The organism is Companilactobacillus paralimentarius DSM 13238 = JCM 10415, from assembly GCF_001434985.1.
In the GTDB taxonomy this organism is placed as follows: Bacteria; Bacillota; Bacilli; order Lactobacillales; family Lactobacillaceae; genus Companilactobacillus; species Companilactobacillus paralimentarius.
Genome location: NZ_AZES01000117.1, coordinates 73,326 through 94,533, shown reverse-complemented (window position 1 = coordinate 94,533; position 21,208 = coordinate 73,326). Strand labels below are relative to the sequence as shown.

37 protein-coding genes are annotated in these 21,208 nt (G+C 37.4%); 1 reads left to right on the top strand and 36 read right to left on the bottom strand.

The features are described from left to right. Positions 1-21: 21 nt before the first annotated feature. The 36 genes from FD33_RS10135 to rpsJ form a co-directional block, all read right to left on the bottom strand. Complete coding sequence (locus tag FD33_RS10135) at positions 22-1,455, bottom strand: 6-phospho-beta-glucosidase (RefSeq protein WP_025084438.1); 1,434 nt, start codon at positions 1,453-1,455, stop codon at positions 22-24. 174 nt (positions 1,456-1,629) lie between these two features. Then, the gene (gene rpsI / locus FD33_RS10130) at positions 1,630-2,022 is read right to left on the bottom strand and encodes a 30S ribosomal protein S9 (RefSeq protein ID WP_025084437.1); all 393 of its coding nucleotides are present in this window, start codon (positions 2,020-2,022) and stop codon (positions 1,630-1,632) included. A gap of 13 nt (positions 2,023-2,035) precedes the next feature. Beyond that, on the bottom strand, positions 2,036-2,479 hold the full coding sequence (rplM, locus tag FD33_RS10125; RefSeq protein ID WP_025084436.1) for a 50S ribosomal protein L13: 444 nt from the start codon (positions 2,477-2,479) through the stop codon (positions 2,036-2,038). A gap of 130 nt (positions 2,480-2,609) precedes the next feature. Next, positions 2,610-3,356, bottom strand: a complete 747-nt coding sequence (truA, locus tag FD33_RS10120; RefSeq protein ID WP_025084435.1) for a tRNA pseudouridine(38-40) synthase TruA — start codon at positions 3,354-3,356, stop codon at positions 2,610-2,612. 3 nt (positions 3,357-3,359) lie between these two features. Then, positions 3,360-4,157, bottom strand: a complete 798-nt coding sequence (locus tag FD33_RS10115) for an energy-coupling factor transporter transmembrane component T family protein (protein WP_025084434.1) — start codon at positions 4,155-4,157, stop codon at positions 3,360-3,362. Continuing rightward, positions 4,158-5,012 (bottom strand): energy-coupling factor ABC transporter ATP-binding protein, encoded by an 855-nt coding sequence (locus FD33_RS10110; protein WP_025084433.1) that lies wholly within the window; start codon positions 5,010-5,012, stop codon positions 4,158-4,160. Next, positions 4,988-5,821 (bottom strand): energy-coupling factor transporter ATPase, encoded by an 834-nt coding sequence (locus FD33_RS10105; RefSeq protein WP_025084432.1) that lies wholly within the window; start codon positions 5,819-5,821, stop codon positions 4,988-4,990. The genes FD33_RS10110 and FD33_RS10105 overlap by 25 nt, the downstream gene beginning before the upstream one ends. A gap of 206 nt (positions 5,822-6,027) precedes the next feature. Continuing rightward, a complete protein-coding gene (gene rplQ, locus FD33_RS10100; protein ID WP_025084431.1) occupies positions 6,028-6,408 on the bottom strand; it encodes a 50S ribosomal protein L17 in 381 nt (126 codons plus the stop codon). Positions 6,409-6,438: 30 nt separating this feature from the next. Further along, positions 6,439-7,377: a DNA-directed RNA polymerase subunit alpha gene (locus FD33_RS10095; RefSeq protein ID WP_025084430.1), complete on the bottom strand. Its 939-nt coding sequence runs from the start codon at positions 7,375-7,377 to the stop codon at positions 6,439-6,441. 63 nt (positions 7,378-7,440) lie between these two features. Further along, a complete protein-coding gene (rpsK, locus tag FD33_RS10090) occupies positions 7,441-7,827 on the bottom strand; it encodes a 30S ribosomal protein S11 (protein WP_025084429.1) in 387 nt (128 codons plus the stop codon). Between the two features lie 24 nt (positions 7,828-7,851). Beyond that, a complete protein-coding gene (rpsM, locus tag FD33_RS10085) occupies positions 7,852-8,217 on the bottom strand; it encodes a 30S ribosomal protein S13 (protein ID WP_025084428.1) in 366 nt (121 codons plus the stop codon). A 25-nt stretch (positions 8,218-8,242) separates the two neighbouring features. After that, positions 8,243-8,359 (bottom strand): 50S ribosomal protein L36, encoded by a 117-nt coding sequence (gene rpmJ / locus FD33_RS10080; RefSeq protein WP_010018546.1) that lies wholly within the window; start codon positions 8,357-8,359, stop codon positions 8,243-8,245. A 32-nt stretch (positions 8,360-8,391) separates the two neighbouring features. Further along, entirely contained in the window at positions 8,392-8,610 is a 219-nt protein-coding gene (gene infA, locus FD33_RS10075) for a translation initiation factor IF-1 (protein ID WP_025084427.1), read from the bottom strand. Between the two features lie 94 nt (positions 8,611-8,704). After that, positions 8,705-9,358, bottom strand: a complete 654-nt coding sequence (locus FD33_RS10070) for an adenylate kinase (protein WP_025084426.1) — start codon at positions 9,356-9,358, stop codon at positions 8,705-8,707. Positions 9,359-9,376: 18 nt separating this feature from the next. Beyond that, positions 9,377-10,669 carry a preprotein translocase subunit SecY gene (gene secY / locus FD33_RS10065; protein WP_025084425.1) on the bottom strand — a complete coding sequence of 431 codons (1,293 nt, stop codon included), beginning with the start codon at positions 10,667-10,669 and terminating at the stop codon, positions 9,377-9,379. Continuing rightward, entirely contained in the window at positions 10,669-11,109 is a 441-nt protein-coding gene (rplO, locus tag FD33_RS10060; protein WP_025084424.1) for a 50S ribosomal protein L15, read from the bottom strand. Before rplO ends, secY begins: the two co-directional genes overlap by 1 nt. A 30-nt stretch (positions 11,110-11,139) precedes the next feature. Then, entirely contained in the window at positions 11,140-11,325 is a 186-nt protein-coding gene (gene rpmD / locus FD33_RS10055) for a 50S ribosomal protein L30 (RefSeq protein WP_025084423.1), read from the bottom strand. 17 nt (positions 11,326-11,342) lie between these two features. Then, positions 11,343-11,843 carry a 30S ribosomal protein S5 gene (gene rpsE, locus FD33_RS10050; protein ID WP_025084422.1) on the bottom strand — a complete coding sequence of 167 codons (501 nt, stop codon included), beginning with the start codon at positions 11,841-11,843 and terminating at the stop codon, positions 11,343-11,345. Positions 11,844-11,861: 18 nt separating this feature from the next. Further along, positions 11,862-12,227, bottom strand: a complete 366-nt coding sequence (gene rplR / locus FD33_RS10045) for a 50S ribosomal protein L18 (protein ID WP_034543770.1) — start codon at positions 12,225-12,227, stop codon at positions 11,862-11,864. 16 nt (positions 12,228-12,243) lie between these two features. Then, positions 12,244-12,774 (bottom strand): 50S ribosomal protein L6, encoded by a 531-nt coding sequence (gene rplF / locus FD33_RS10040; protein WP_025084420.1) that lies wholly within the window; start codon positions 12,772-12,774, stop codon positions 12,244-12,246. Between the two features lie 30 nt (positions 12,775-12,804). Then, on the bottom strand, positions 12,805-13,203 hold the full coding sequence (gene rpsH, locus FD33_RS10035; RefSeq protein ID WP_010018531.1) for a 30S ribosomal protein S8: 399 nt from the start codon (positions 13,201-13,203) through the stop codon (positions 12,805-12,807). Positions 13,204-13,232: 29 nt separating this feature from the next. After that, positions 13,233-13,418 carry a type Z 30S ribosomal protein S14 gene (locus FD33_RS10030; protein ID WP_010018530.1) on the bottom strand — a complete coding sequence of 62 codons (186 nt, stop codon included), beginning with the start codon at positions 13,416-13,418 and terminating at the stop codon, positions 13,233-13,235. A gap of 17 nt (positions 13,419-13,435) precedes the next feature. Continuing rightward, the gene (gene rplE / locus FD33_RS10025; RefSeq protein ID WP_025084419.1) at positions 13,436-13,978 is read right to left on the bottom strand and encodes a 50S ribosomal protein L5; all 543 of its coding nucleotides are present in this window, start codon (positions 13,976-13,978) and stop codon (positions 13,436-13,438) included. Between the two features lie 16 nt (positions 13,979-13,994). Next, positions 13,995-14,237, bottom strand: coding sequence for a 50S ribosomal protein L24 (gene rplX, locus FD33_RS10020; RefSeq protein ID WP_025084418.1), 243 nt, complete (start codon positions 14,235-14,237; stop codon positions 13,995-13,997). A gap of 32 nt (positions 14,238-14,269) precedes the next feature. Further along, entirely contained in the window at positions 14,270-14,638 is a 369-nt protein-coding gene (rplN, locus tag FD33_RS10015) for a 50S ribosomal protein L14 (RefSeq protein WP_025084417.1), read from the bottom strand. 29 nt (positions 14,639-14,667) lie between these two features. After that, positions 14,668-14,940, bottom strand: coding sequence for a 30S ribosomal protein S17 (gene rpsQ, locus FD33_RS10010; RefSeq protein ID WP_025084416.1), 273 nt, complete (start codon positions 14,938-14,940; stop codon positions 14,668-14,670). Between the two features lie 22 nt (positions 14,941-14,962). After that, positions 14,963-15,157: a 50S ribosomal protein L29 gene (gene rpmC / locus FD33_RS10005; protein ID WP_010018524.1), complete on the bottom strand. Its 195-nt coding sequence runs from the start codon at positions 15,155-15,157 to the stop codon at positions 14,963-14,965. Then, complete coding sequence (gene rplP, locus FD33_RS10000) at positions 15,147-15,578, bottom strand: 50S ribosomal protein L16 (RefSeq protein ID WP_025084415.1); 432 nt, start codon at positions 15,576-15,578, stop codon at positions 15,147-15,149. Before rplP ends, rpmC begins: the two co-directional genes overlap by 11 nt. 3 nt (positions 15,579-15,581) lie before the next feature. Next, on the bottom strand, positions 15,582-16,256 hold the full coding sequence (gene rpsC / locus FD33_RS09995) for a 30S ribosomal protein S3 (protein WP_025084414.1): 675 nt from the start codon (positions 16,254-16,256) through the stop codon (positions 15,582-15,584). A gap of 17 nt (positions 16,257-16,273) precedes the next feature. Beyond that, on the bottom strand, positions 16,274-16,627 hold the full coding sequence (rplV, locus tag FD33_RS09990) for a 50S ribosomal protein L22 (protein ID WP_010018520.1): 354 nt from the start codon (positions 16,625-16,627) through the stop codon (positions 16,274-16,276). A 17-nt stretch (positions 16,628-16,644) separates the two neighbouring features. Next, on the bottom strand, positions 16,645-16,932 hold the full coding sequence (gene rpsS / locus FD33_RS09985) for a 30S ribosomal protein S19 (protein WP_025084413.1): 288 nt from the start codon (positions 16,930-16,932) through the stop codon (positions 16,645-16,647). A gap of 34 nt (positions 16,933-16,966) precedes the next feature. Next, the gene (gene rplB / locus FD33_RS09980; RefSeq protein WP_025084412.1) at positions 16,967-17,800 is read right to left on the bottom strand and encodes a 50S ribosomal protein L2; all 834 of its coding nucleotides are present in this window, start codon (positions 17,798-17,800) and stop codon (positions 16,967-16,969) included. Between the two features lie 16 nt (positions 17,801-17,816). Beyond that, positions 17,817-18,107 (bottom strand): 50S ribosomal protein L23, encoded by a 291-nt coding sequence (gene rplW / locus FD33_RS09975; protein ID WP_025084411.1) that lies wholly within the window; start codon positions 18,105-18,107, stop codon positions 17,817-17,819. After that, positions 18,107-18,730: a 50S ribosomal protein L4 gene (gene rplD, locus FD33_RS09970; RefSeq protein WP_025084410.1), complete on the bottom strand. Its 624-nt coding sequence runs from the start codon at positions 18,728-18,730 to the stop codon at positions 18,107-18,109. Before rplD ends, rplW begins: the two co-directional genes overlap by 1 nt. Before the next feature lie 18 nt (positions 18,731-18,748). Then, a complete protein-coding gene (gene rplC / locus FD33_RS09965) occupies positions 18,749-19,384 on the bottom strand; it encodes a 50S ribosomal protein L3 (RefSeq protein ID WP_056955949.1) in 636 nt (211 codons plus the stop codon). Positions 19,385-19,415: 31 nt separating this feature from the next. Then, positions 19,416-19,724 (bottom strand): 30S ribosomal protein S10, encoded by a 309-nt coding sequence (gene rpsJ / locus FD33_RS09960; RefSeq protein WP_025084408.1) that lies wholly within the window; start codon positions 19,722-19,724, stop codon positions 19,416-19,418. A gap of 284 nt (positions 19,725-20,008) precedes the next feature. Here rpsJ and FD33_RS09955 point away from each other — a divergent pair, with 284 nt between their 5' ends. Continuing rightward, complete coding sequence (locus FD33_RS09955) at positions 20,009-21,208, top strand: CPBP family intramembrane glutamic endopeptidase (RefSeq protein WP_025084407.1); 1,200 nt, start codon at positions 20,009-20,011, stop codon at positions 21,206-21,208.

Below are 21,208 nucleotides of genomic sequence, written 5' to 3'. Positions count from 1 at the left end.
ATCATTTATTATCATACCTCATTAAGAAAGGTCTGTACCATTTGTTTCGATCACTTTATGGAACCATTCAAAAGAATCCTTCTTAGAACGATCCAAAGTACCCTCTCCAGCATCATTCTTATCTACATAAATCATACCGTAACGCTTGTCCATTTGACCAGTTCCAGCTGAAACTAAGTCAATAAAGCCCCATGGAGTGTAACCCATTAAGTCAACACCATCGACATCAACTGCTAAACGCATCTGTTCAATATGTTTTCTCAAATAATCAATACGGTAATCATCATGAATCTTACCATCCTCAGTCACTTTATCAAAAGCTCCTAGTCCATTTTCTACAATAAACAATGGTAAATCATAACGGTCACTGAACCAATTTAAGGCATATCTCAAACCGATTGGATCAATTTCCCATCCCCAATCAGAACGTACTAACGCTGGATTCTTAACCTCATGGTTCTTTGTTGGTGTCATGTAATCATCCGGTTCATTCTTATCTGCTTTAATAACATGAGAAGCGTAATAGGAGAAACCAATATAATCAACAACACCTGCCTTGATAACATCTAAGTCAGCTAATGTGATATCCAAATTAAAGTCTTTACGCTCAAAGTAACGTTTCAACCAATTTGGATACTTACCCTTACATTGAACATCGGCAAACCAATAGTTTGCTTCCATTGCACGTTGAGCTTTCAAAACATCTTTAGGATCTGGTGAAGCTGGATAAGTTGGCCCCATAGCTAACATACAACCAATTTCAAATTTAGGATTGATTGCATGACCAATTTGCACTGCCATTGCACTGGCAACTGACTCATAGTGTCCAGCTTGATACATAACCTTTTCAGCATCTTCGCCTGGCTTTACTAGGATACCCGAATTAGTGAATAATCCCCATTCATTCAACCCAGTTTGATTATTGATTTCATTGAAAGTCATCCAATACTTAACTTTATCTTTATAACGTTTAAAGACCACCTCAGCAAATTTTACGAAGAAGTCGATCAATTTACGATTACGCCAACCACCATATTCTTTAACTAAATGGTAAGGCATTTCAAAATGAGACAAAGTAATTACTGGTTCAATATTATATTTAAGCAATTCATCAAAAAGATCATCATAAAACTTTAATCCTGCCTCATTAGGTTCATCTTCATCGCCATTCGGAAAAATTCTTGTCCAAGCGATACTAGTTCTGAAACACTTTAAACCTAACTCAGAAAACAACTTAACATCCTCTTTATAATGACCATAAAAATCAATTGCTTCATGATTAGGATAGTTTTTACCGGGAATTATTCCATCAGTAATTTCACGAGCTGTCTCGTTATCACCAGCTGTCATCACATCAGCAATACTAACACCTTTATTGCCGGCGTCCCAACCACCTTCTAGTTGATGAGCAGCCACAGCACCGCCCCATAAAAATCCCTTTGGAAATCCAGTCATAAATATATCCTCCTACATTTTAAGTTTTCCACTCATTCGAACGAGTTAATAATATCAAAGAAGTAGAATTTTGTAAACGTTTTCGAATACTTAAATATAAATAAATTTTCCACAACAAAAAAACACCCCTCGAAATGAGAGATGTTTTTTGATCCAAAACTGAAAATATAAATATTAACGTTTTGAGAATTGTGAAGCCTTACGGGCTTTCTTAAGACCTGGTTTCTTACGTTCCTTCATACGAGGGTCACGTGTTAAGAAGCCGGCTGACTTAAGTGTAGGTCTAAAATCAGGATCTACGTCAAGTAAAGCTCTAGCAATACCATGTCTAATTGCTCCAGCTTGTCCTGAGAAGCCTCCACCGTTAACGTTAGCAATAACGTCATAGCTTTCTGCTGTTTCAGTTACATCTAGAGGTTGTTTCATATCAGCAATCAAATTGTCAAAAGGAATGTAATCTTTGACATCACGTTTGTTGATAGTAATCTTTCCGTTTCCAGGAACTAAGCGTACACGAGCAACTGAATCCTTGCGACGACCTGTTCCGGCGTATGATACTTGTGCCAAATTCTTTTCCTCCTTAAATTAGTTTGTTGATATCCAATTTTTCTGGATTTTGTGCTTGGTGGTTGTGTTCTGAACCTGCATAAACATGCAATTTCTTGATTTCTAGACGACCAAGAGTGTTCTTAGGTAGCATACCGCGAACAGAATCTTCAATGAATCTGTCAGGCTTTTCAGCTTGTTTTTGACCGGCACTAATGCTCTTCAACCCACCTGGGTGATCTGAATGAGAATAGTAAATCTTATTCTTTGCTTTTCTACCTGTTAATCTAACTTTATCTGCATTGATGACAATAACATTATCACCTGTATCAACGTTAGGTGTGTAAGTAGGTTTGTTTTTACCTCTAAGAATAGAAGCAACAACAGATGAAAGTCTACCTAAGACAACATCTTCACCATCAATTACATACCATTTACGTTCAACTTCACTTGCTTTTGCTAATGGTGTTGTACGCACTTTAAATTCCTCCAGTTTCTACGTCTGTTTGACAACTCAATAAGTTTCCGGGGCTTATCGTGGGGCAAACAATACCAGCTACAATGATACTTTGATTCTCACATTAAGTCAATATTTATCCACAGATTTTTTAATAAAAAACCTCTTTCAAATATAGACCACTCGCTTGTGCTGTCCCTCTAGCTTCCTGGCGATCCTTTACTTCATATAAGCGTAAAAAGTCATGAACATCTCTGCGACCATTACCGATCTCTAACAGAGTTGCCACAAGAATTCTAACCATATTATATAAGAATCCATTACCTGTAAACTCAAAAACTACTTCATTGTTCTCTTTATTATACTCAACTGTAGCCGAATAGATAGTTCTAACTTTATTTTCAATCACGCCACCAGCTGCTGCAAAGCTAGTAAAATCATGTTCTCCAATTAAATCCTTAATTGCAATTTTTATTTTATCTACATCCAAAGGATAAGGATAGTGACCTGTATAAAAACGCTTGAACGGATCAGTATAATGACCTAAATCTACACGGTACATATATGTTTTCTTTTTAACATTAAAACGTGCATGAAAGTTTTCATCCACGATCTCTGATTTCTTAACTAATACATCCAAAGGCATCAACGTATTAATAGCTCTCATCATACTATCAGCCGGGATAAATCTTGGATAATCAAAATGCACAACTTGTGCTAAAGCGTGAACTCCAGCATCCGTCCTACCCGAAGCAAAGACTTTGATCTCCTCTCCGTTAGCAATTCTTGAAATGGCTTTTTCTAATACACCTTCGACCGTTCTTAATTGTTTTTGTTTTTGAAAGCCATGAAACTTGGTTCCATCATAGGCGATAGTTAATTTGTATCTTATTGTCATAAATTAATAACTCCGAATAAATAATAATATGATAGTTACAGCCAACATAACCAAAACCGTAACATTATCACGCTTGCTCCATTTTAGTACCCGATACTTGCTGCGGCCTTCGCCATCTTTGTAGCCACGTGATTCCATAGCAATTGCCAAATCATACGCAATTGAAAAACTACTGACAAAAAGTGGAATTAGGATTGGCACAAACGACTTGATACGTTTAATCAAACCACCTTCACCAAAATCCACTCCACGTGCCCTTTGCGCGTCCATGATTTTAGTGGTTTCATCAACCAACAACGGCACAAATCTTAAAGCAATCGACAACATTAAAGCTACTTGAGTAACTGGGAAATTCACTTTCTTTAATGGTTTCAGAATGCTCTCGATTGAATCGGAAATTTCGATTGGTGTCGTTGTCAAAGTTAATAGTGTTGAAATAAAAATAATCAATACGAATCTTACAAAGATATAACTAGCAATAACCATACTCTCTTTGGATAAAGTTAAAAAGCCCCAGTGCCAAATTGGATGTGAACTAGGCGTAAAGAACAATTGCAATAAAACTGTGAATAAAATCAGCCAAAATATCGGCCGTAATCCCTTTATAAAGAAGCCAAAGTTGATTTTAGATAAATAGACAGCAAATAAAACAAACGCCATGAGAAATACATATGATGCCACATTATTGGCAAAAAAAACTATACCAACAAAATAGAATGTTAATAAAAATTTACCACGCGGATCTAACTGATAAATCAATGAATCCCCGGGTAAATATCGTCCCATAATTAATTTATTCATTTAATCACCATTTACCTGTTGTTTTATTTCTGCACTCAATTCATCAATTGTAATAGGTAATTTATCAAATTGGAAATATTTTTTCGCCAATGATTGTGCAAACTGCGCACTTTGAGGCAAAGTTAATAAATCATCCTCTAATAATTTCTGACTATTAAACACGTCACTTGGCAAACCACTAGCTACTAATTTTCCTTGACTCATGACAGCCATTTCATCTGCATAATTAGCTACATCGTCCATATTATGTGTAATTAGGATGATTGTTTTTCCCTTTGTCTGCAAGCTCTTAAACAAATCCATAATCTCATGTCGACCAACTGGATCCAATCCAGCCGTCGGCTCATCTAAAATAATAGTCTCTGGATTACTGGCCAAAACTCCAGCAATAGCTACACGACGCATTTGACCACCAGACAAATCAAATGGCGATTTTTGTAAATAGTCTTGATTCAAGCCGACTAATTCAATCATCTTATGTGCCGCATCTTTTGCTTCAGACTCACTGAAACCAAAATTCATTGGTCCAAACATAATATCTTTCTCTACAGTCTCTTCAAATAACTGACTCTCGGGAAATTGAAAAACCATACCAACTTTTTTACGCAATGGTTTTAAATTTTTATTATTGGTTTCAGATGTAATAACACGATCACCAACAATGATTTTTCCCGCAGTTGGCTTTAACAAAGCATTAATATGACGCACCAAAGTCGATTTACCACTACCAGTTTGACCAACAATTGCGGTAAATTTTTTGTCATTTATTTTTAGAGAAACATCATCTAAACCAAGGTTTGCCATGGGACTATTAGCATCATAAGAATGTGTCACATGTTCGAACGTAATTTCCATAATCGCTTCATTAGCTCCTCTTCATTTAGATAACTCTCAGGCAATTCCACCGAATTTCTTAGTGTTGACATTAGTTCGTCAGAAAATGGTTCCTCAAGGCCATATTTACTCAAATCAGTCCCCATATCATAAATATTCCTAGGAATATCATCGCGCACAATCTGTCCGTCATTCAGAACAACAATTCTTTGTGATAACTCTGTTTCTGAAATATCATGAGTAATTGAAATAATTGTTAAATCCTGTTGTTGACGTAGCTCTTGAATTAAATTCAAAACTGTCCTACGTCCTTCAGGGTCCAACATACTTGTCGATTCATCCATAATAATAATCTGTGGTCTAGTTGCTAAAACACCAGCAATCGCTACCCTTTGTTTTTGTCCACCAGATAACGTTTGAGGATCACGTTTCTTAAATTTGTGCATTCCTACCAATTCTAAAGCATGGTCCACTTCCTTGACCATTTGCTCTCTTGGCATACCTTGATTCTCTAAACCAAAAGCAACATCATCTTCAACTGTTGCTCCAACAAATTGATGATCTGGATTTTGAAAGACAATTCCAATTTTAGTTCTAACTTCCCAAATATTCTTCTCATTAATTTCTTGTCCATCGATTTCGATTGTACCAGAGTCGGCGTCAATTAACCCATCGATTAGTTTAGTCAGCGTTGATTTACCACTACCATTTTTACCGACAATTGATAACCACTCGTTTTTATAGATATCCACAGTTAAATTATTAATTGCAGGTTTCTTAGAATCGGGATAAGTATAATTTAAGTTTTTAATTGAAATGATTTTTTCCAAAGTTATCTCCTTGAACCGTATTACATATATAATAACTAACTTCAATAATCAAGAAAACAAAAAAGGGCAAAAAAAAATCATTCGACAAGTTAGTGTCCCCGATTAAAGGGATCTCAGAGATAGACTTGGTTGCTAACAACCATCATCTTAACACTCACTAACTTATCAGAATGACTGATTTTTTAATGATTAATAAACAATTATTATTAAACTAATTCAATAATAACCATTGGAGCTGCGTCTCCACGACGTGGAGTTGTCTTCAAAATACGTGTGTATCCACCATTACGTTCTTTGTAACGAGGTGCAATATCACTGAATAATTTTTGAAGAGCTGATTGAACAACAACTGCATCATCTTCTTCTGAAATGTTAGCAACTTCGTTTCTAACATAAGCAGCAGCTTGACGACGAGCATGTAAATCGCCGCGTTTACCTAAGGTTATCATTTTTTCTGTTGTACGACTGATTTCTTTTGCACGTGTTTCAGTTGTAACAATATGTTCATTAATGATTAAATCAGTAGTTAAATCGCGTAACATTGCTTTTCTTTGAGAACTGTTACGTCCTAATTTACGGTAGCCCATGTCTATACCTCCTGTTTGAATTTGATATGATTAGTCTTCTTGCTTTAATGATAATCCAAGATCAGCAAGCTTTTCTTTAACCTCAACAAGTGATTTACGTCCAAGATTACGGACACACATCATATCTGCTTCGGATTTTTCAGTAAGCTCTTGCACAGTATTAATACCGGCACGCTTCAAACAATTATATGAACGAACTGACAAGTCAAGTTCTTCAATAGTCATTTCAAGTTTCTTCTCTTTTTGAGTTTCCTCTTTTTCGATCATCATGTCAGCGCTCTTAGCTTCTTCAGTAAGATTTACAAAACTTGTTAAATGTTCTGTAAGAATCTTGGCTGACAAACTAATAGCTTCGCGTGGTCCAATTGAACCATTTGTCCAGATATCGATTGTTAATTTGTCGAAGTCGTTTCTCTTACCCACACGAGTGTTTTCAACTTGATAATTGACTTTTTCTACGGGTGTAAAAATTGAGTCAACTGGAAGAACACCGATAGGTGTTTCGTCCGTCTTATTTTGTTCTGCAGGAGTATATCCACGACCATTAATAACTGTCATTTGCATGTGGAAGTGTCCACCCTCAGCAACAGTACAAATAAATTGTTCTGGATCGAGGATTTCCAAGTCATCATCAGCCTTGATATCATTTGCTGTAACAGTGGCTGGACCAACAACGTCGATTTCAGCCTTTAAACTGTCATCAGCATATGATTTAAGCTTTAATTTCTTCACGTTTAACACAATTTGTGTAACGTCTTCAATTACGCCATCAACAGCTGAAAATTCATGCAATACACCATCTATTTGAATATCAGATACCGCTGTACCAGGTAATGATGCTAATAAAACTCTACGTAATGAATTACCTAAAGTTGTACCATAACCTCTTTCAAGCGGTTCGATAATATATTTGCCATAGTCTTTACTTTCTTCAACAGAAGTAATGGTTGGCTTTTCAAATTCGATCATTCGGTTAGTTCCCCTTTCAAAACGAAATGTGTGTAGCTTAGTTCATATGGGTATACAACCATTCTATACACGACGACGCTTTGGAGGACGAGAACCATTGTGAGGAACTGGTGTAACATCACGAATAGCAGTAATTTCCAAACCAGTAGCTTGTAATGAACGGATTGCAGCTTCACGACCAGAGCCTGGACCCTTAACAGCTACTTCAACTGTTTTCATACCATGTTCCATTGATTCCTTAGCAGCAGCCTCACCAGCCATTTGTGCAGCAAATGGTGTTGATTTACGACTACCCTTGAATCCTAATGCACCAGCTGATGACCATGAAACGGCATTACCGTTAACATCAGTGATCATAACTAGTGTATTGTTGAATGTGGAGTGGATATGTGCAACACCAGATTCAATATGCTTCTTAGTACGGCGCTTACGACCTTTAGTTTGTGCCATGATTAACCTCCTATCTTTATCTTATTACTTCTTCTTACCTGCAATGGCAGTCTTCTTGCCCTTACGAGTTCTTGCATTGTTCTTTGTGTTTTGACCACGAACTGGTAAACCACGACGATGTCTCATGCCACGATATGATCCAATTTCTTGTAGTCTCTTGATGTTCATACTTACTTCACGACGTAAGTCACCTTCGACACGAACTTTATCAACTTCTGCACGAATTTTTTCTTCTTGATCAGGAGTTAAGTCTCTTGTACGAATATCCTCTGATACGCCAGCATCTTTCAATACTTTTTGAGCTGTTGTTTCGCCAATACCAAAAATGTATGTTAGGGCGATAACGATTCTCTTATCACGAGGTAAATCTACACCTGCTATACGAGCCATTAATCAATACACCTCCTATTAAATATTATCCTTGTCTTTGTTTGTGCTTTGGATCTGCAGAGCAAATAACCATGACGCGACCGCGTCTCTTAATTACCTTACAGTGTTCGCACATAGGTTTAACGGATGGTCTTACTTTCATGTTGTGGAACCTCCATTCCATTAAAAAACTTATTATCTATATCTATATGTAATTCTTCCCTTGGTTAAATCATAAGGGGATAATTCCACGGTAACCTTGTCACCGGGTAAAATTCTGATATAGTGCATACGGATTTTACCTGACACATGAGCTAAAATTGTAGCTCCGTTTTCAAGCTTTACCTTAAACATTGCATTAGGCAATGTTTCTGAAATTGTACCTTCTACTTCAATGACATCTTCTTTTGCCAAAGATATTAACCTCCATCGGGATGAAATTATTCTGCATATACTGGCGAATTATACAATAATTTTCCGTACATGTAAACATTCAAAGCAAAAAGTTTTACAAACTTTGTAAAACTTTCTTTACTTCGTTATAAACTTCATCTATTTCTTGTTCACCATTGATCTTATGTAGCAAGTTCAACTTGTCATAAAAATCAATTAATGGTGTATTCATTTCAATATTAACTTTCAATCTATTCTTTACAGTTTCTGGTTTATCGTCCTCACGTTGATAGAAATCATGGCCGCCACAGACGTCGCATGTTCCTTCAACCTTTGTAGGATTGTAAATTTTATGATAAGTTGCTCCACAATTAGAACAAATATATCTTCCAGATAAGCGATCAACTAATGTTTCAGGCTTAACATCAATATAGATGACAGCATCTATTGGTTTGTTTACATTCTTTGCAATTGTCTGTAAAGCGTTAGCCTGTTCAAGAGTTCTCGGAAATCCATCTAACATATATCCGTCTTTTTGAACATCATCTTCAGATAAACGTTCTTGAACGATACCTTCGGTAACATCATCTGGAACAAGTTCACCTTTGTCGATGAACCCTTTAGCTTTTAGACCAATTTCTGTCTTATTGGCCATAGCTGCTCTAAACATGTCACCAGTTGAAATATGAACAACTTTAAAATCTTCAACAATCTTTTCAGCTTGAGTACCTTTACCAGCACCAGGTAATCCCATCAATACAATATTCATTGTCTGTAACATCTCCAATTATCTAATAAATCCAACGTATTCACGTTTCATCAAAAGACCACGTAATTGACGATCCATTTCCAAAGCAACACCAACGATAATCAATAAACTTGTACCACCTAATCCGATGGATTGAGGTAAATTGAACAAGTTAGCGGCTAACAATGGAAGTAATGAAACTAAACCAAGGAACATAGCTCCAACGGTTGATAATTTCATCAATACACCTGACATGAACTTGATTGTTTCATTACCAGGCCAAATACCAGGGATATAAGCCCCTTGTTTTTGTAGGTTTTCTGCAAGCTTTTCAGGATTTACTTGAACAAATGCATAGAAGAATGTAAATAATACAATCAACAATGTATAGAGAAGAGAACCTGTTGTAGTCTGCATACTGAATATTTCTGTTAATACTTGATACCATTGATCTCCACTATGACTTTGGAACGCCATCAAAATTGTTTGAGGCGTAACAATAAATGAACTAGCAAAGATAACAGGAATAACACCAGCAACGTTAACCTTTAATGGTAGGAAACTTTCGCTACCACTACCAGCAGCACGTCTTGTATATTGAATAGGAATTCTTCTACTTGCTTGTTGAACATATGTAACAAATTGCACAACAATCAAAATGATGATCACAAGACCAACGAGGAATGCGATATTCTTTGCAAGATCTGCTGAACTGGAATTAGTAATATAATCACGGTAAATTTCCTTAATTCCACTAGGGAATCTAGCAATAATACCAGCGAAGATAATTACTGAAACTCCATTACCTAGACCTTTATCAGTGATTTGCTCACCGATCCATGTAAGAAGCATCGTACCACCGGTTAAAATGATACCAATTGTAACGAAAGCTCTTATATTAGGAGATTTAACTAATCCTAAACCACTTAAAGTGTTAAAACCGGCTGTTATACCGATTGACTGAACAAAACCTAAAACAATCGTCAAATATCTCGTTACTTGATTTAACTTTCTACGACCAACTTCACCTTGTTTACTCCACTCAACAAATTTAGGAACAATGTCCATTTGTAAAAGTTGAACAACAATTTGGGCCGTAATAAATGGTGAAACACCCATTGAGAAAATAGAGTAGTTTGAAAGACCACCACCGGTTACAGTATCCAATAGGGGAACTAACCCTGTAGAACCAACTTTATCCATTGCGGCGGCATTAACACCGGGCACTGTAATTTGTGATCCCAAACGATATATAACAAGTAACATCAAGGTAAATAGGATCTTTTTACGTATCTCCTTTACCTTTAGAGCATCTCTGATAGTTCCAAGCATTAGATCACCTCTACAGTGCCACCAGCGGCTTCGATTGCTTTAGTAGCTGCGGCAGAAGCCTTAGCAACTTTAACAGTTAACTTAGCGCTAACCTCACCGTTAGCAAGCAACTTAACACCATTAAATTCTTTTTTAACGATACCTGCTGCCTTCAATGTTTCAACATTTACTTCAGCACCATCGTTAAACTTACTTAGATCACTTAGGTTAACAATAGCATATTCTTTACGGTTGATGTTATTGAAACCACGTTTTGGCATACGACGGAATAAAGGCATTTGTCCACCTTCAAAACCGATACGTGTCTTACCACCTGATCTGGCTAATTGACCTTTTTGACCACGACCAGCAGTTTTACCTGTACCACTTGAAGTACCACGACCTAGACGCTTTCTAGCATGTCTTGAGCCTGCACTTGGCTTAAGTTCGTTTAGTTCCATTATTGCACCTCCTAATCTTTGAATATTTTATTAATCTTTAACTTCTTCAACGCTAACTAAATGAGCGATTTTTAATACAGCACCACGAATAGCAGGATCATCCGGCTTAACAACAGAACTTGAAACTCTTGCGAGTCCTAGTTCCTTAACAATCTTACGTTGAGCAGGAAGGCGGTGAGCTGCACTTCTAATTAGAGTAATTTTAAGTTTAGCCATTATTACGCACCTTTCTTCTAGTTAAGCAATTCTTGGGCTGAGATGCCGCGCATGTCAGCAACGCTTTCAGCAGTTTTAAGTTGTTTTAATCCTTCGATTGTTGCACGAATTACGTTAATTGGTGTATTTCTACCAAGTGACTTACTTGTAACATCACCAACACCGGCTAATTCGATAACGGCACGAACAGCACCACCAGCAGCAATACTTGAACCTTCTTCAGCAGGCTTCAACATGATCTTACCAGCACCGAAAGTACCGATTACTTCATGAGGAATTGTTGAACCAACCATAGGAACGTTGATAAGGTTCTTTTTAGCATCTTCAACAGCTTTACGAATAGCTTCTGGAACTTCTTGAGCTTTACCAGTACCGAAACCTACGTGACCATTCTTGTCACCAACGATTACGATAGCAGCGAAACGTAGACGGCGTCCACCTTTAACAACCTTAGTAACACGGTTGATTGAGACAACGCGATCTTCTAATTCTAATTGAGATGGATCGATATATGTCATAAATTTGGTTTCCTCCTTCTAGAATTTTAGTCCATTTTCACGAGCTGCTTCAGCAAGACTTTGAACACGTCCGTGATATAAGTAACCACCACGATCAAAGATTACGTTGCTAATTTTAGCTTCTTGAGCTCTTTGTGCTACTAAAGCACCAACAGCTTCAGCTTGTTCAACTTTTGAACCGTCTTTAATGTCTTTATCAAGAGTTGAGGCACTTGCTAGCGTTACACCCTTTACGTCATCAATAATTTGAGCGTAAATGTTTTTATTCGAACGGAATACGTTTAAGCGTGGGCGCTCAGCAGTACCAGAGATTTTTGCACGGATACGTTTTTGACGCTTTTGACGTGCTTTGTTTTTGTCTGGTTTTGTAATCACAATTTTCACCTCATAGATTTATTTACTATTTACCAGTTTTACCTTCTTTACGACGTACATATTCGCCAACATAACGAATACCTTTACCTTTATAAGGTTCTGGAGAACGTACATCGCGGATTTCAGCAGCAAATTGACCAACCTTTTGCTTTGAAATACCTAAAACGTTGATTTCTGTGTTAGAAGGTGATTCCAACTTGATACCTTTTGGTGCATCCATAACAACTGGATGTGAATATCCAACTGAAAGTGTTAGTGTGTCACCTTTAACTTGTGCACGGTAACCAACACCTCTTAGTTCAAGTTTCTTTTCGTAACCTTCTGTAACACCAATAATCATGTTGTTAAGGTTTGAACGCATTGTTCCATGAAGAGCTTTGTCATTTTCACTTTCACGTGTGAACTTAGCTTCTGTACCTTCAATAGTCAACTTGATTTTTGGATTAAATGATCTTGTTAATTCACCCTTAGGGCCTTTAACTGTGATGTTTTCATCTTTTTGAGTAACTGTTACTCCTGCGGGAATTTCAATTACTTTATAACCGATACGACTCAAATTAGTGCACCTCCTTACTTTTTAAGATTATTACCAGATATAAGCGATTACTTCTCCACCCACGTGTTGTGCGCGAGCTTCTTTGTCAGTAATAACACCTTTTGAAGTTGAAAGAATAGCGATACCTAGACCGTTAAGAACCTTAGGTACGTTATCTGAATCAACATAACTACGTAGACCTGGTCTTGAAATACGTTTCAAGCCTGAAATTACGCGTTGTTGATCTTTACCATATTTTAAGAAAATACGAAGTACGTTTTGCTTGTTGTCTTCAACAACTTCGTAATCCTTGATAAATCCTTCATTTTTAAGAATCTCTGTCATGCTCTTCTTGATGTTTGAAGCAGGAATTTCTAGAGATTCATGTTTAACCATATTAGCGTTACGAATACGTGTTAGGTAATCCGCAATAGGATCTGTCATGACCATTTAATTTACCTCCTTTATTAATTAAAATCTTACCAGCTAGCTTTTTTCATACCAGGGATTTGACCTTCATGAGCCAATTGACGAAGGCAAAGTCGGCAAAGCTTGAACTTACGATATACAGAATGTGGACGACCACAGCGTTCGCAACGTGTATAAGCTTGAGAAGAGAACTTTGCGGGTCTATGATTACGTACGATTTGAGATTTCTTAGCCAATGAATTTACCTCCTAAATTATTTTGTGAATGGCATACCGATTTGTGTTAATAGTTCACGTGATTCTTCATCAGTATTTGCTGTTGTAACAATAACGATGTCCAATCCACGAATTTTATTAACCTTATCGTAGTCAATTTCTGGGAAAACCAATTGTTCTTTAATACCTAGTGTATAGTTACCACGACCATCGAATGAGCGAGTACTTACACCACGGAAATCACGAACACGTGGCAAAGCAATGTTGATTAGTTTGTCAAGGAAGTCATACATACGGTCACCACGAAGTGTAACCTTAGCACCGATTGACATACCTTCACGAAGTCTGAAACCAGCGATTGATTTCTTAGCCTTTGTGATTAATGGCTTTTGACCAGCAATTAGGCCAAGTTCTTCAACGGCTTCGTCTAGGTTCTTTGAGTTAGCAATAGCATCACCAACACCCATGTTTAGAACGATCTTGTCTAATTTTGGTGCTTCCATGATTGATGAGTAGTTGAACTTCTTCATCATTGATGGTGTGATGTCATTAACATACTTTTCTTTTAAAGCGTTAACCATTTAGTTTTCTCCTTTCTTATTTATCTTCTTTATCAGTTGTTTTACTTACAACTTTAACGTTAGTTGCGCTAATAGGTCTTTCAACGTCAACAATTCCACCTTGGGGTTGAGCGTTGCTTGGCTTAGAGTGTTTCTTGACAACGTTAACGCCTTCGATGATTACTTTGTTAGCTGCAGGGATAGCCTTTTTAACTACACCTGTCTTGCCTTTAGCATCACCAGCAATAACTTTGACATTGTCTCCAGTTTTTACAAACACTATTCAGCACCTCCTGAATTTAATTGTTCTTTTTATAGCACTTCTGGTGCTAGAGATACGATCTTCATAAAATCGTTATCACGTAGTTCACGAGCAACGGGTCCGAAGATACGTGTTCCTCTAGGTGTTTTATCAGCATTAATAATAACTGCGGCATTTTCATCAAATCTGATGTAAGAACCATCTGTACGGTGAGCACCTGATACAGTTCTTACGATGACAGCTTTAACAACGTCACCCTTTTTAACAACGCCACCTGGTGTTGCTTGTTTGACAGTAGCAACAATAATATCACCGATATTAGCTGTCTTACGGTTTGAACCACCAAGAACTTTAATAGTTAGAATTTCACGAGCTCCAGAATTATCTGCAACTTTTAGACGACTTTCTTGTTGAATCACGTTTTGGCCCTCCTCTCATCAGTTATAGTCTAGATTTTGACTGCTTTTTCGACGATTTCTAATAAACGGAAGCGCTTTGTCTTTGACAAAGGTCGAGTTTCCATGATACGTACAATATCGTTAACTTTAGCTTCGTTGTTATCGTCTTGAACGTAATATTTCTTAGAATATCTAACACGCTTGCCGTAGACTGGGTGTGTTTTGTAAGTTTCAACAACAACAACGATTGTCTTATCCATTTTATCTGAAACGACGCGTCCTTGATATACTTTACGATGGTTACGAGTTTGTGTTTCGCTCAACTTGATATCCCCTTCCTGTTTATTATTTTTCGTTATTCTTTTGGTTTTGAGCTGTTCTTAATCTTGCGATGTTCTTTCTTACGGCCTTAAGACGGGCTGTATTTTCCAATTGGCCAGTAGCTTGTTGGAAACGCAAGTTGAATAGTTCTTCTTTGTATTCTTTAACTTTATCTTGTAATTGAGCAGCAGTAAGCTCTTTGATTTCACTAGCCTTCATCAGCGCCACCTACTTCCTCACGTTTTACAAACTTAGTTCTAACGGGTAGTTTGTTTGATGCAAGTCTAAGAGCTTCACGAGCAACTTCTTCAGATACTCCACCGATTTCGAAGAGAACCTTTTCACGTTTAACTGGAGCTACCCAACCTGCAGGTGCACCTTTACCAGAACCCATACGAACTCCGACACCTTTAGCTGTGTATGATTTGTGAGGGAAGATTTTAATCCAAACCTTACCACCACGCTTCATATAACGAGTCATAGCAACACGAGCTGCTTCGATCTGTCTATTAGTGATCCAGCTTGATTGTAATGCTTTCAAACCATATTCACCAAATGTAACTTCTTTACCACCTTTAGCTTCTCCGCGCATCTTTCCACGGAATTCACGACGGTGTTTTACACGTTTTGGTACTAGCATAGATTATTCTCCTTTCCCTTCAGTTTTTTTGTCATTATGTTGTGGCTTTGCTGGAAGAATTTCACCACGATAAATCCAAGTTTTAACACCTAAATTACCATAAGTTGTCTTAGCTTCAACCCAAGCATAATCGATATCAGCACGCAATGTGTGCAAAGGAACAGTTCCTTCTGTATGCCATTCACGACGAGCCATATCGGCACCGTTTAAACGACCAGAAATTTGTACCTTGATACCTTTAGCACCGGCACGTCTTGAACGTTGAACTGCTTGACGTTGTGCACGTCTGAAAGCAATACGAGCTTCAAGTTGACGAGCGATACTTTCACCAACAAGTTTTGCATCCAAATCAGGTTTCTTGATTTCGATGATGTTGATGTGAATGTTTCTCTTAGTTAAATTATTTAGTTCATTACGTAATTTTTCAACTTCAGAACCACCTTTACCGATAACCATACCAGGTTTAGCAGTATGAATTGAAACAGTAACGTTCTTTGCAGTACGTTCGATTTCGATTCTTGAAACGGAAGCATTTGAAAGTTTTTCTTCAATATACTTGCGAATTCTAAGGTCTTCATGTAAAAATGTTGAAAAGTCTTTATTGTTTGCATACCATTTGGCATCCCAGTCACGGATAACACCGACACGGAATCCGACTGGATTAATCTTTTGACCCACTCAAGTTACCTCCAATACTATTCTTTTTCACTTACTACGACTGTAATGTGACTTGTTCTCTTGTTAATTGGTGATGCTGAGCCCTTAGCTCTAGGACGGAAACGTTTTAAAGTTGGTCCTTCGTCAACGAAAGCTTCACTGACGAATAGGTTTTGTGCATCTAAATCAAAGTTATGTTCTGCATTTGCAATTGCTGACTTAAGAGCTTTAGCAATAATTGGAGAGCCTGCTCTTGGTGTGAATTGCAAAATTGCAAGTGCCTCAGCAGCATTTTTGCCTCTGATTAGATCAATAACAAGGCGAGCCTTACGAGGTGCAATACGCACGTTAGTAACTCTAGCTGTTGCAGATGTAATTTCTTGTTCTGCCATCATTTAAGTCTCCCTTCTTATTTCTTAGCTGGTGCTGTCTTTTTGTCATCAGTACCATGACCATGGAAAGTACGTGTAGGTACGAATTCACCTAACTTATGTCCAACCATATCTTCTTGAATATAAACTGGAACATGCTTACGACCATCATGAACTGCGATTGTGTATCCTACGAAACTAGGAAAAATTGTTGAACGTCTTGACCATGTCTTGATAACTGACTTCTTGTCAGAATCTGCTTGTGCATCGATCTTCTTTAGAAGATGTGCATCAGCGAATGGTCCTTTTTTTAAACTACGACTCATCTTATGTCCTCCTTATATTATTCTAATGAATAGTTTACTTACCTTTTCTATGGCGAATGATAAGTCTTTCAGATTTGGCATGTGATGAACGAGTCTTCTTACCCAAGGTCTTCTTACCCCATGGTGACATTGGTGATGGATGACCGATAGGAGCTTTACCTTCACCACCACCATGTGGGTGATCGTTAGGGTTCATAACTGAACCACGAACTGTAGGTCTCATACCTAACCAGCGCTTACGTCCAGCCTTACCAATCTTAATAAGTTCATGTTGTTCATTACCAATTGAACCAACAGTAGCACGGCAAGTTGAAAGAATCATACGAACTTCACCAGAAGGTAAACGTAATAGTGAGTATTTACCATCTCTACCTAACAATTGAACTGAAGTACCAGCAGAACGGCCTAGTTGACCACCCTTACCAGGTTTTAATTCAACGTTATGAAGAACTGTACCAACAGGGATATCTGCAAGTGCAAGTGCATTACCTGGCTTGATATCTGCATCTTTACCAGATTCAATAATTTGCCCTACTTCAAGGCCCTTAGGAGCTAAAATATATGACTTAACACCATCAGAATAGTGAATTAGTGCAATATTAGCTGTACGATTTGGATCGTATTCAATAGATTTAACTGTAGCTTTAACACCGTCTTTGATACGTTTGAAATCAATAACACGGTATTTTTGTTTGTGTCCACCACCACGGTGACGAACTGTAATATGACCGTATGAGTTACGACCAGCAGTATGGCTTTGTGATTCTAGAAGTGTCTTTTCAGGAGTAGTTTTAGTAATCTCAGAAAAGTCAGAACCTGTCATATTACGACGACCGTTTGTGGTTGGTTTATACTTGATAATCGCCATTATTTGACCTCCTTATTTATTTCTCGTCTTCAAAAATCTTAATTTCATCAGAATCTGCAGTAAGTGTAACAATTGCCTTACGACGTTTGTTAGTAAAACCAACATAACGACCTTGGCGCTTCTTCTTACCAGAAACATTCATGATGTTTACTTGTTTAACCTTTACACCGAAAATTTCTTCAACGGCTTGTCTAACAAGAACCTTGTTAGCATCCAAAGCAACTTCGAAAGTATATTTCTTGTCACTCATTGCATCCATTGAGCTTTCAGTGATAATAGGGCGAATAATTACGTCTCTTGCGCTCATTATCCAAGCACCTCCTCAATTTTAGAAAGTGCTGCTTGTGTAACAACTAACTTATTAGCGTTAATAACGTCAAGAACGTTAACACCTTCTGGTGCAACAACTTTAACTTTATCAATGTTTCTAGCTGATAAAGCAACGTTGTCGTTACCATCTTCAACAACTACAAGAGCTTTGTTGTCAGCACCTACTTTGTTTAGTAATTGTGCGAAAGCTTTTGTACTTGGTTTGTCGTATGAAATTGAGTCAATAACGATTAGGTTACTGTCAGCAGCCTTTTGTGAAAGAACAGACTTCAATGCCAAACGGCTAACCTTCTTAGGAAGGTGATATGCATAAGATCTTGGTGTTGGGCCGAATACGACACCACCACCTACCCATTGAGGTGATCTAATTGAACCTTGACGAGCACGTCCAGTACCTTTTTGACGCCATGGTTTTCTACCACCACCACGAACCTCAGAACGGTTCTTAACATCATGAGTACCTTGTCTCATTGATGCACGTTGCATGATAACTGCATCTGTAACAACGTTGTTATTTGGTTCAACACCAAAAACTTCATCCTTTACATCAACACTACCGTTTTCAGCACCGTTATCTTTGTAAGCTGTGATTTTTGTCATAACTCATTTTCCTCCTTCCTATTTTTGATTAGCTTTAACAGCTGTTTGGATTTTAACTAATGACTTGTTTGCACCGGGTACATTACCCTTGATCATAATTGCATTATGTTCAGTATCAACTTTGACGATTTCTAGGTTTTGTGTAGTAACACGGTTGTTACCCATACGTCCTGGAAGCATCTTACCCTTGAATACACGGTTAATGATAGCACCCATTGAACCAGGAATACGGTGATATCTTGAACCGTGAGTTTCAGGTCCTCTAGCTTGACCGAATCTCTTGATATTACCTTGCATTCCATGTCCCTTTGTTGTTCCTGTAACGTCGACAACATCACCAGAATTAAATGCGTCTACTGTAACTTCAGCACCTAATTCGTAGTCTCCCATTTCAACATCGCGGAATTCGCGAATGTAACGTTTAGGAGTTGTATTTGCCTTTTCTGCATGACCCTTGGCAGGTTTGTTTGATAATACTTCGCGCATATCTCCCAAGCCTAGTTGAACGGCCTCATAACCATCATTTTCAACTGTTTTAAGTTGCATAACAACGTTAGGTGTTGCTTCAACAACTGTAACGGGAACTAATTCACCGTTGTCAGTAAAAATTTGAGTCATTCCGACTTTTTTACCAAGAATTCCTTTTCTGGCCATGTTTGCACCTCCAATAATTTATTTTTAATAATTATAATTTGATTTCAATGTCAACACCAGATGGTAGATCCAACTTCATAAGTGAATCAACCGTCTTCTTTGTTGGGTTAACAACGTCGATAAGTCTTTTATGTGTACGCATTTCGAATTGTTCTCTAGAATCCTTATGCTTATGTGGTGAAGCTAACACTGTATATAGTGAACGCTCTGTTGGCAAAGGAATTGGTCCTGAAATTGTTGCACCAGTTCTTTTTGCAGTTTCCACAATCTTGTCAGCTGATTGATCTAGAATACGATGTTCGTAAGCCTTTAAGCGAATGCGAATTTTTTGACTTGCCATGGGGTTACCTCCTTTTTGTCTCTTTCAAGATGACCGGCTCCGTGAAAATATCCGCCAGCCCTGCCGTGGCAAAGCGGCCGGGTGTGTCGCAACCTCTCACTTCTAAACCGTCGATATTATTTATAATATCTATTTAAGTACATACTTCTCCGCGAAATAAGCACTCTTATAATACTACACGATGAACTCCGCATTTTCAAGTTAAATCAGGGATTTTTTTAAATTAAAGTAGCTTTCTAAAAAAGTCGATTTAATCTATACTCTAATAAAAGTGGAGGTGTATATTGAACGATTACGAATTTAGATATAATAACAGGTTTCAACAAAATAATAAAGACAAACTTTATCTATATTTATTCCGTGGTCAGGTTATTCTGAATACGATTATCATATTCACTTACAGTGCCTTGACTCAGAATCTTTACCTGTTCATTCCAATTTTTTTAAATCTTTTAGCCTTAAAGGTTAAGTTACTTCCTACTAACTTTTCAGAACGGTTTAATTTTGTCTTTCAGATTTTTTTTCAAGCATTCATAATTGCAGAATCATACTTCTACTTAATAAGTTTTAGTACTCGTTATTATGATTGGACTTTACCTAGCTCGATTGGTTTGTTACTAGACTCCATACTGGTAATGTACATTCCTTATACCGTCGTTTTCTTTACCCCATTTAGAAACAAGCTATTACAGTTGTTATTAGCAACTTTTGCATTTGCTGTAATTGCCATGGGAACTGTTAGCATCGTTACTTACGGAACTATTCTAGGTTTCAATCCTTTTATTAGCATCATGACTGATTCCAGATTCCTTGGAACACTCGTTTTTCTAATAATGGTTTTGATAATGATGAGAAAATGGGGTTATCCCTACCCTCATATGCGATTGGACCATCGTGCCAATTGGAATGTGTTAATCTTTCTACTATTATTATGTGCTTGGTTTACAATGTGGAATGCATTTGGTGGAGGTAATAGTTTACTTAGTTCGCTTTATACGTTTAACTTCAAAGGCACCAACTTTAGCATCCGATATCTTTTAAGTGGATTAGAAGCAGGAATTGCTGAAGAGTTGTTATTTCGTTATGTTTTTCTAACGGTCCTATTAGTTGCCTTTAAAAATTTTCGTTTTAAAATTTTTTATGCAGCTATCCTAAGCAGTCTCTGTTTTGGAATTATTCATTTGAGTAATGTCTCCGCTGGTCAAAGTTTGGCTAACACGATCGATCAGGTTATTTTTGCCTGTGGTATGGGTTTACTGATGTGTGGTATTTATCTATACACTAACCTTTTCTATCTTCCAGTTATCTTTCACACATTATTAGATACGCTTGCTTTTACAACTTCGGGAGAAATGATGTCCGGTAAAGTTACTAGTGTTGATGCGCTATTTACCATTATAGAAACAATTATTTTTGCGCTTATCGCTATAGGTTTGCTAATTTCAGTTTACCGTCGAGGACAAACACAAAGTTATAAATTTTAA

Coding starts and splice junctions, on each gene's coding strand:
- rpsH (WP_010018531.1), bottom strand. CDS start 13,203: ATGGTCATGACAGATCCTATTGCGGATTACCTAACACGTATTCGTAAC.
- FD33_RS10110 (WP_025084433.1), bottom strand. CDS start 5,012: ATGGAAATTACGTTCGAACATGTGACACATTCTTATGATGCTAATAGT.
- rplV (WP_010018520.1), bottom strand. CDS start 16,627: ATGGCAGAACAAGAAATTACATCTGCAACAGCTAGAGTTACTAACGTG.
- rplD (WP_025084410.1), bottom strand. CDS start 18,730: ATGACAAAAATCACAGCTTACAAAGATAACGGTGCTGAAAACGGTAGT.
- rplO (WP_025084424.1), bottom strand. CDS start 11,109: ATGGAACTAAACGAACTTAAGCCAAGTGCAGGCTCAAGACATGCTAGA.
- rpsE (WP_025084422.1), bottom strand. CDS start 11,843: ATGACATATATCGATCCATCTCAATTAGAATTAGAAGATCGCGTTGTC.
- rplC (WP_056955949.1), bottom strand. CDS start 19,384: ATGGCCAGAAAAGGAATTCTTGGTAAAAAAGTCGGAATGACTCAAATT.
- FD33_RS10070 (WP_025084426.1), bottom strand. CDS start 9,358: ATGAATATTGTATTGATGGGATTACCTGGTGCTGGTAAAGGTACTCAA.
- FD33_RS10095 (WP_025084430.1), bottom strand. CDS start 7,377: ATGATCGAATTTGAAAAGCCAACCATTACTTCTGTTGAAGAAAGTAAA.
- rplQ (WP_025084431.1), bottom strand. CDS start 6,408: ATGGGCTACCGTAAATTAGGACGTAACAGTTCTCAAAGAAAAGCAATG.
- rpsK (WP_025084429.1), bottom strand. CDS start 7,827: ATGGCACAAACTAAAGGTCGTAAGCGCCGTACTAAGAAGCATATTGAA.
- rpmJ (WP_010018546.1), bottom strand. CDS start 8,359: ATGAAAGTAAGACCATCCGTTAAACCTATGTGCGAACACTGTAAGGTA.
- truA (WP_025084435.1), bottom strand. CDS start 3,356: ATGACAATAAGATACAAATTAACTATCGCCTATGATGGAACCAAGTTT.
- rplE (WP_025084419.1), bottom strand. CDS start 13,978: ATGGTTAACGCTTTAAAAGAAAAGTATGTTAATGACATCACACCATCA.
- rpmD (WP_025084423.1), bottom strand. CDS start 11,325: ATGGCTAAACTTAAAATTACTCTAATTAGAAGTGCAGCTCACCGCCTT.
- rpmC (WP_010018524.1), bottom strand. CDS start 15,157: ATGAAGGCTAGTGAAATCAAAGAGCTTACTGCTGCTCAATTACAAGAT.
- rplW (WP_025084411.1), bottom strand. CDS start 18,107: ATGAGCGCAAGAGACGTAATTATTCGCCCTATTATCACTGAAAGCTCA.
- rpsJ (WP_025084408.1), bottom strand. CDS start 19,724: ATGGCAAGTCAAAAAATTCGCATTCGCTTAAAGGCTTACGAACATCGT.
- rplB (WP_025084412.1), bottom strand. CDS start 17,800: ATGGCGATTATCAAGTATAAACCAACCACAAACGGTCGTCGTAATATG.
- secY (WP_025084425.1), bottom strand. CDS start 10,669: ATGCTTGGAACTATCAGAGATGCTCTAAAGGTAAAGGAGATACGTAAA.
- rpsM (WP_025084428.1), bottom strand. CDS start 8,217: ATGGCTCGTATAGCAGGTGTAGATTTACCTCGTGATAAGAGAATCGTT.
- rplP (WP_025084415.1), bottom strand. CDS start 15,578: ATGCTAGTACCAAAACGTGTAAAACACCGTCGTGAATTCCGTGGAAAG.
- FD33_RS10135 (WP_025084438.1), bottom strand. CDS start 1,455: ATGACTGGATTTCCAAAGGGATTTTTATGGGGCGGTGCTGTGGCTGCT.
- rpsS (WP_025084413.1), bottom strand. CDS start 16,932: ATGAGTCGTAGTTTAAAAAAAGGACCATTCGCTGATGCACATCTTCTA.
- FD33_RS10115 (WP_025084434.1), bottom strand. CDS start 4,157: ATGAATAAATTAATTATGGGACGATATTTACCCGGGGATTCATTGATT.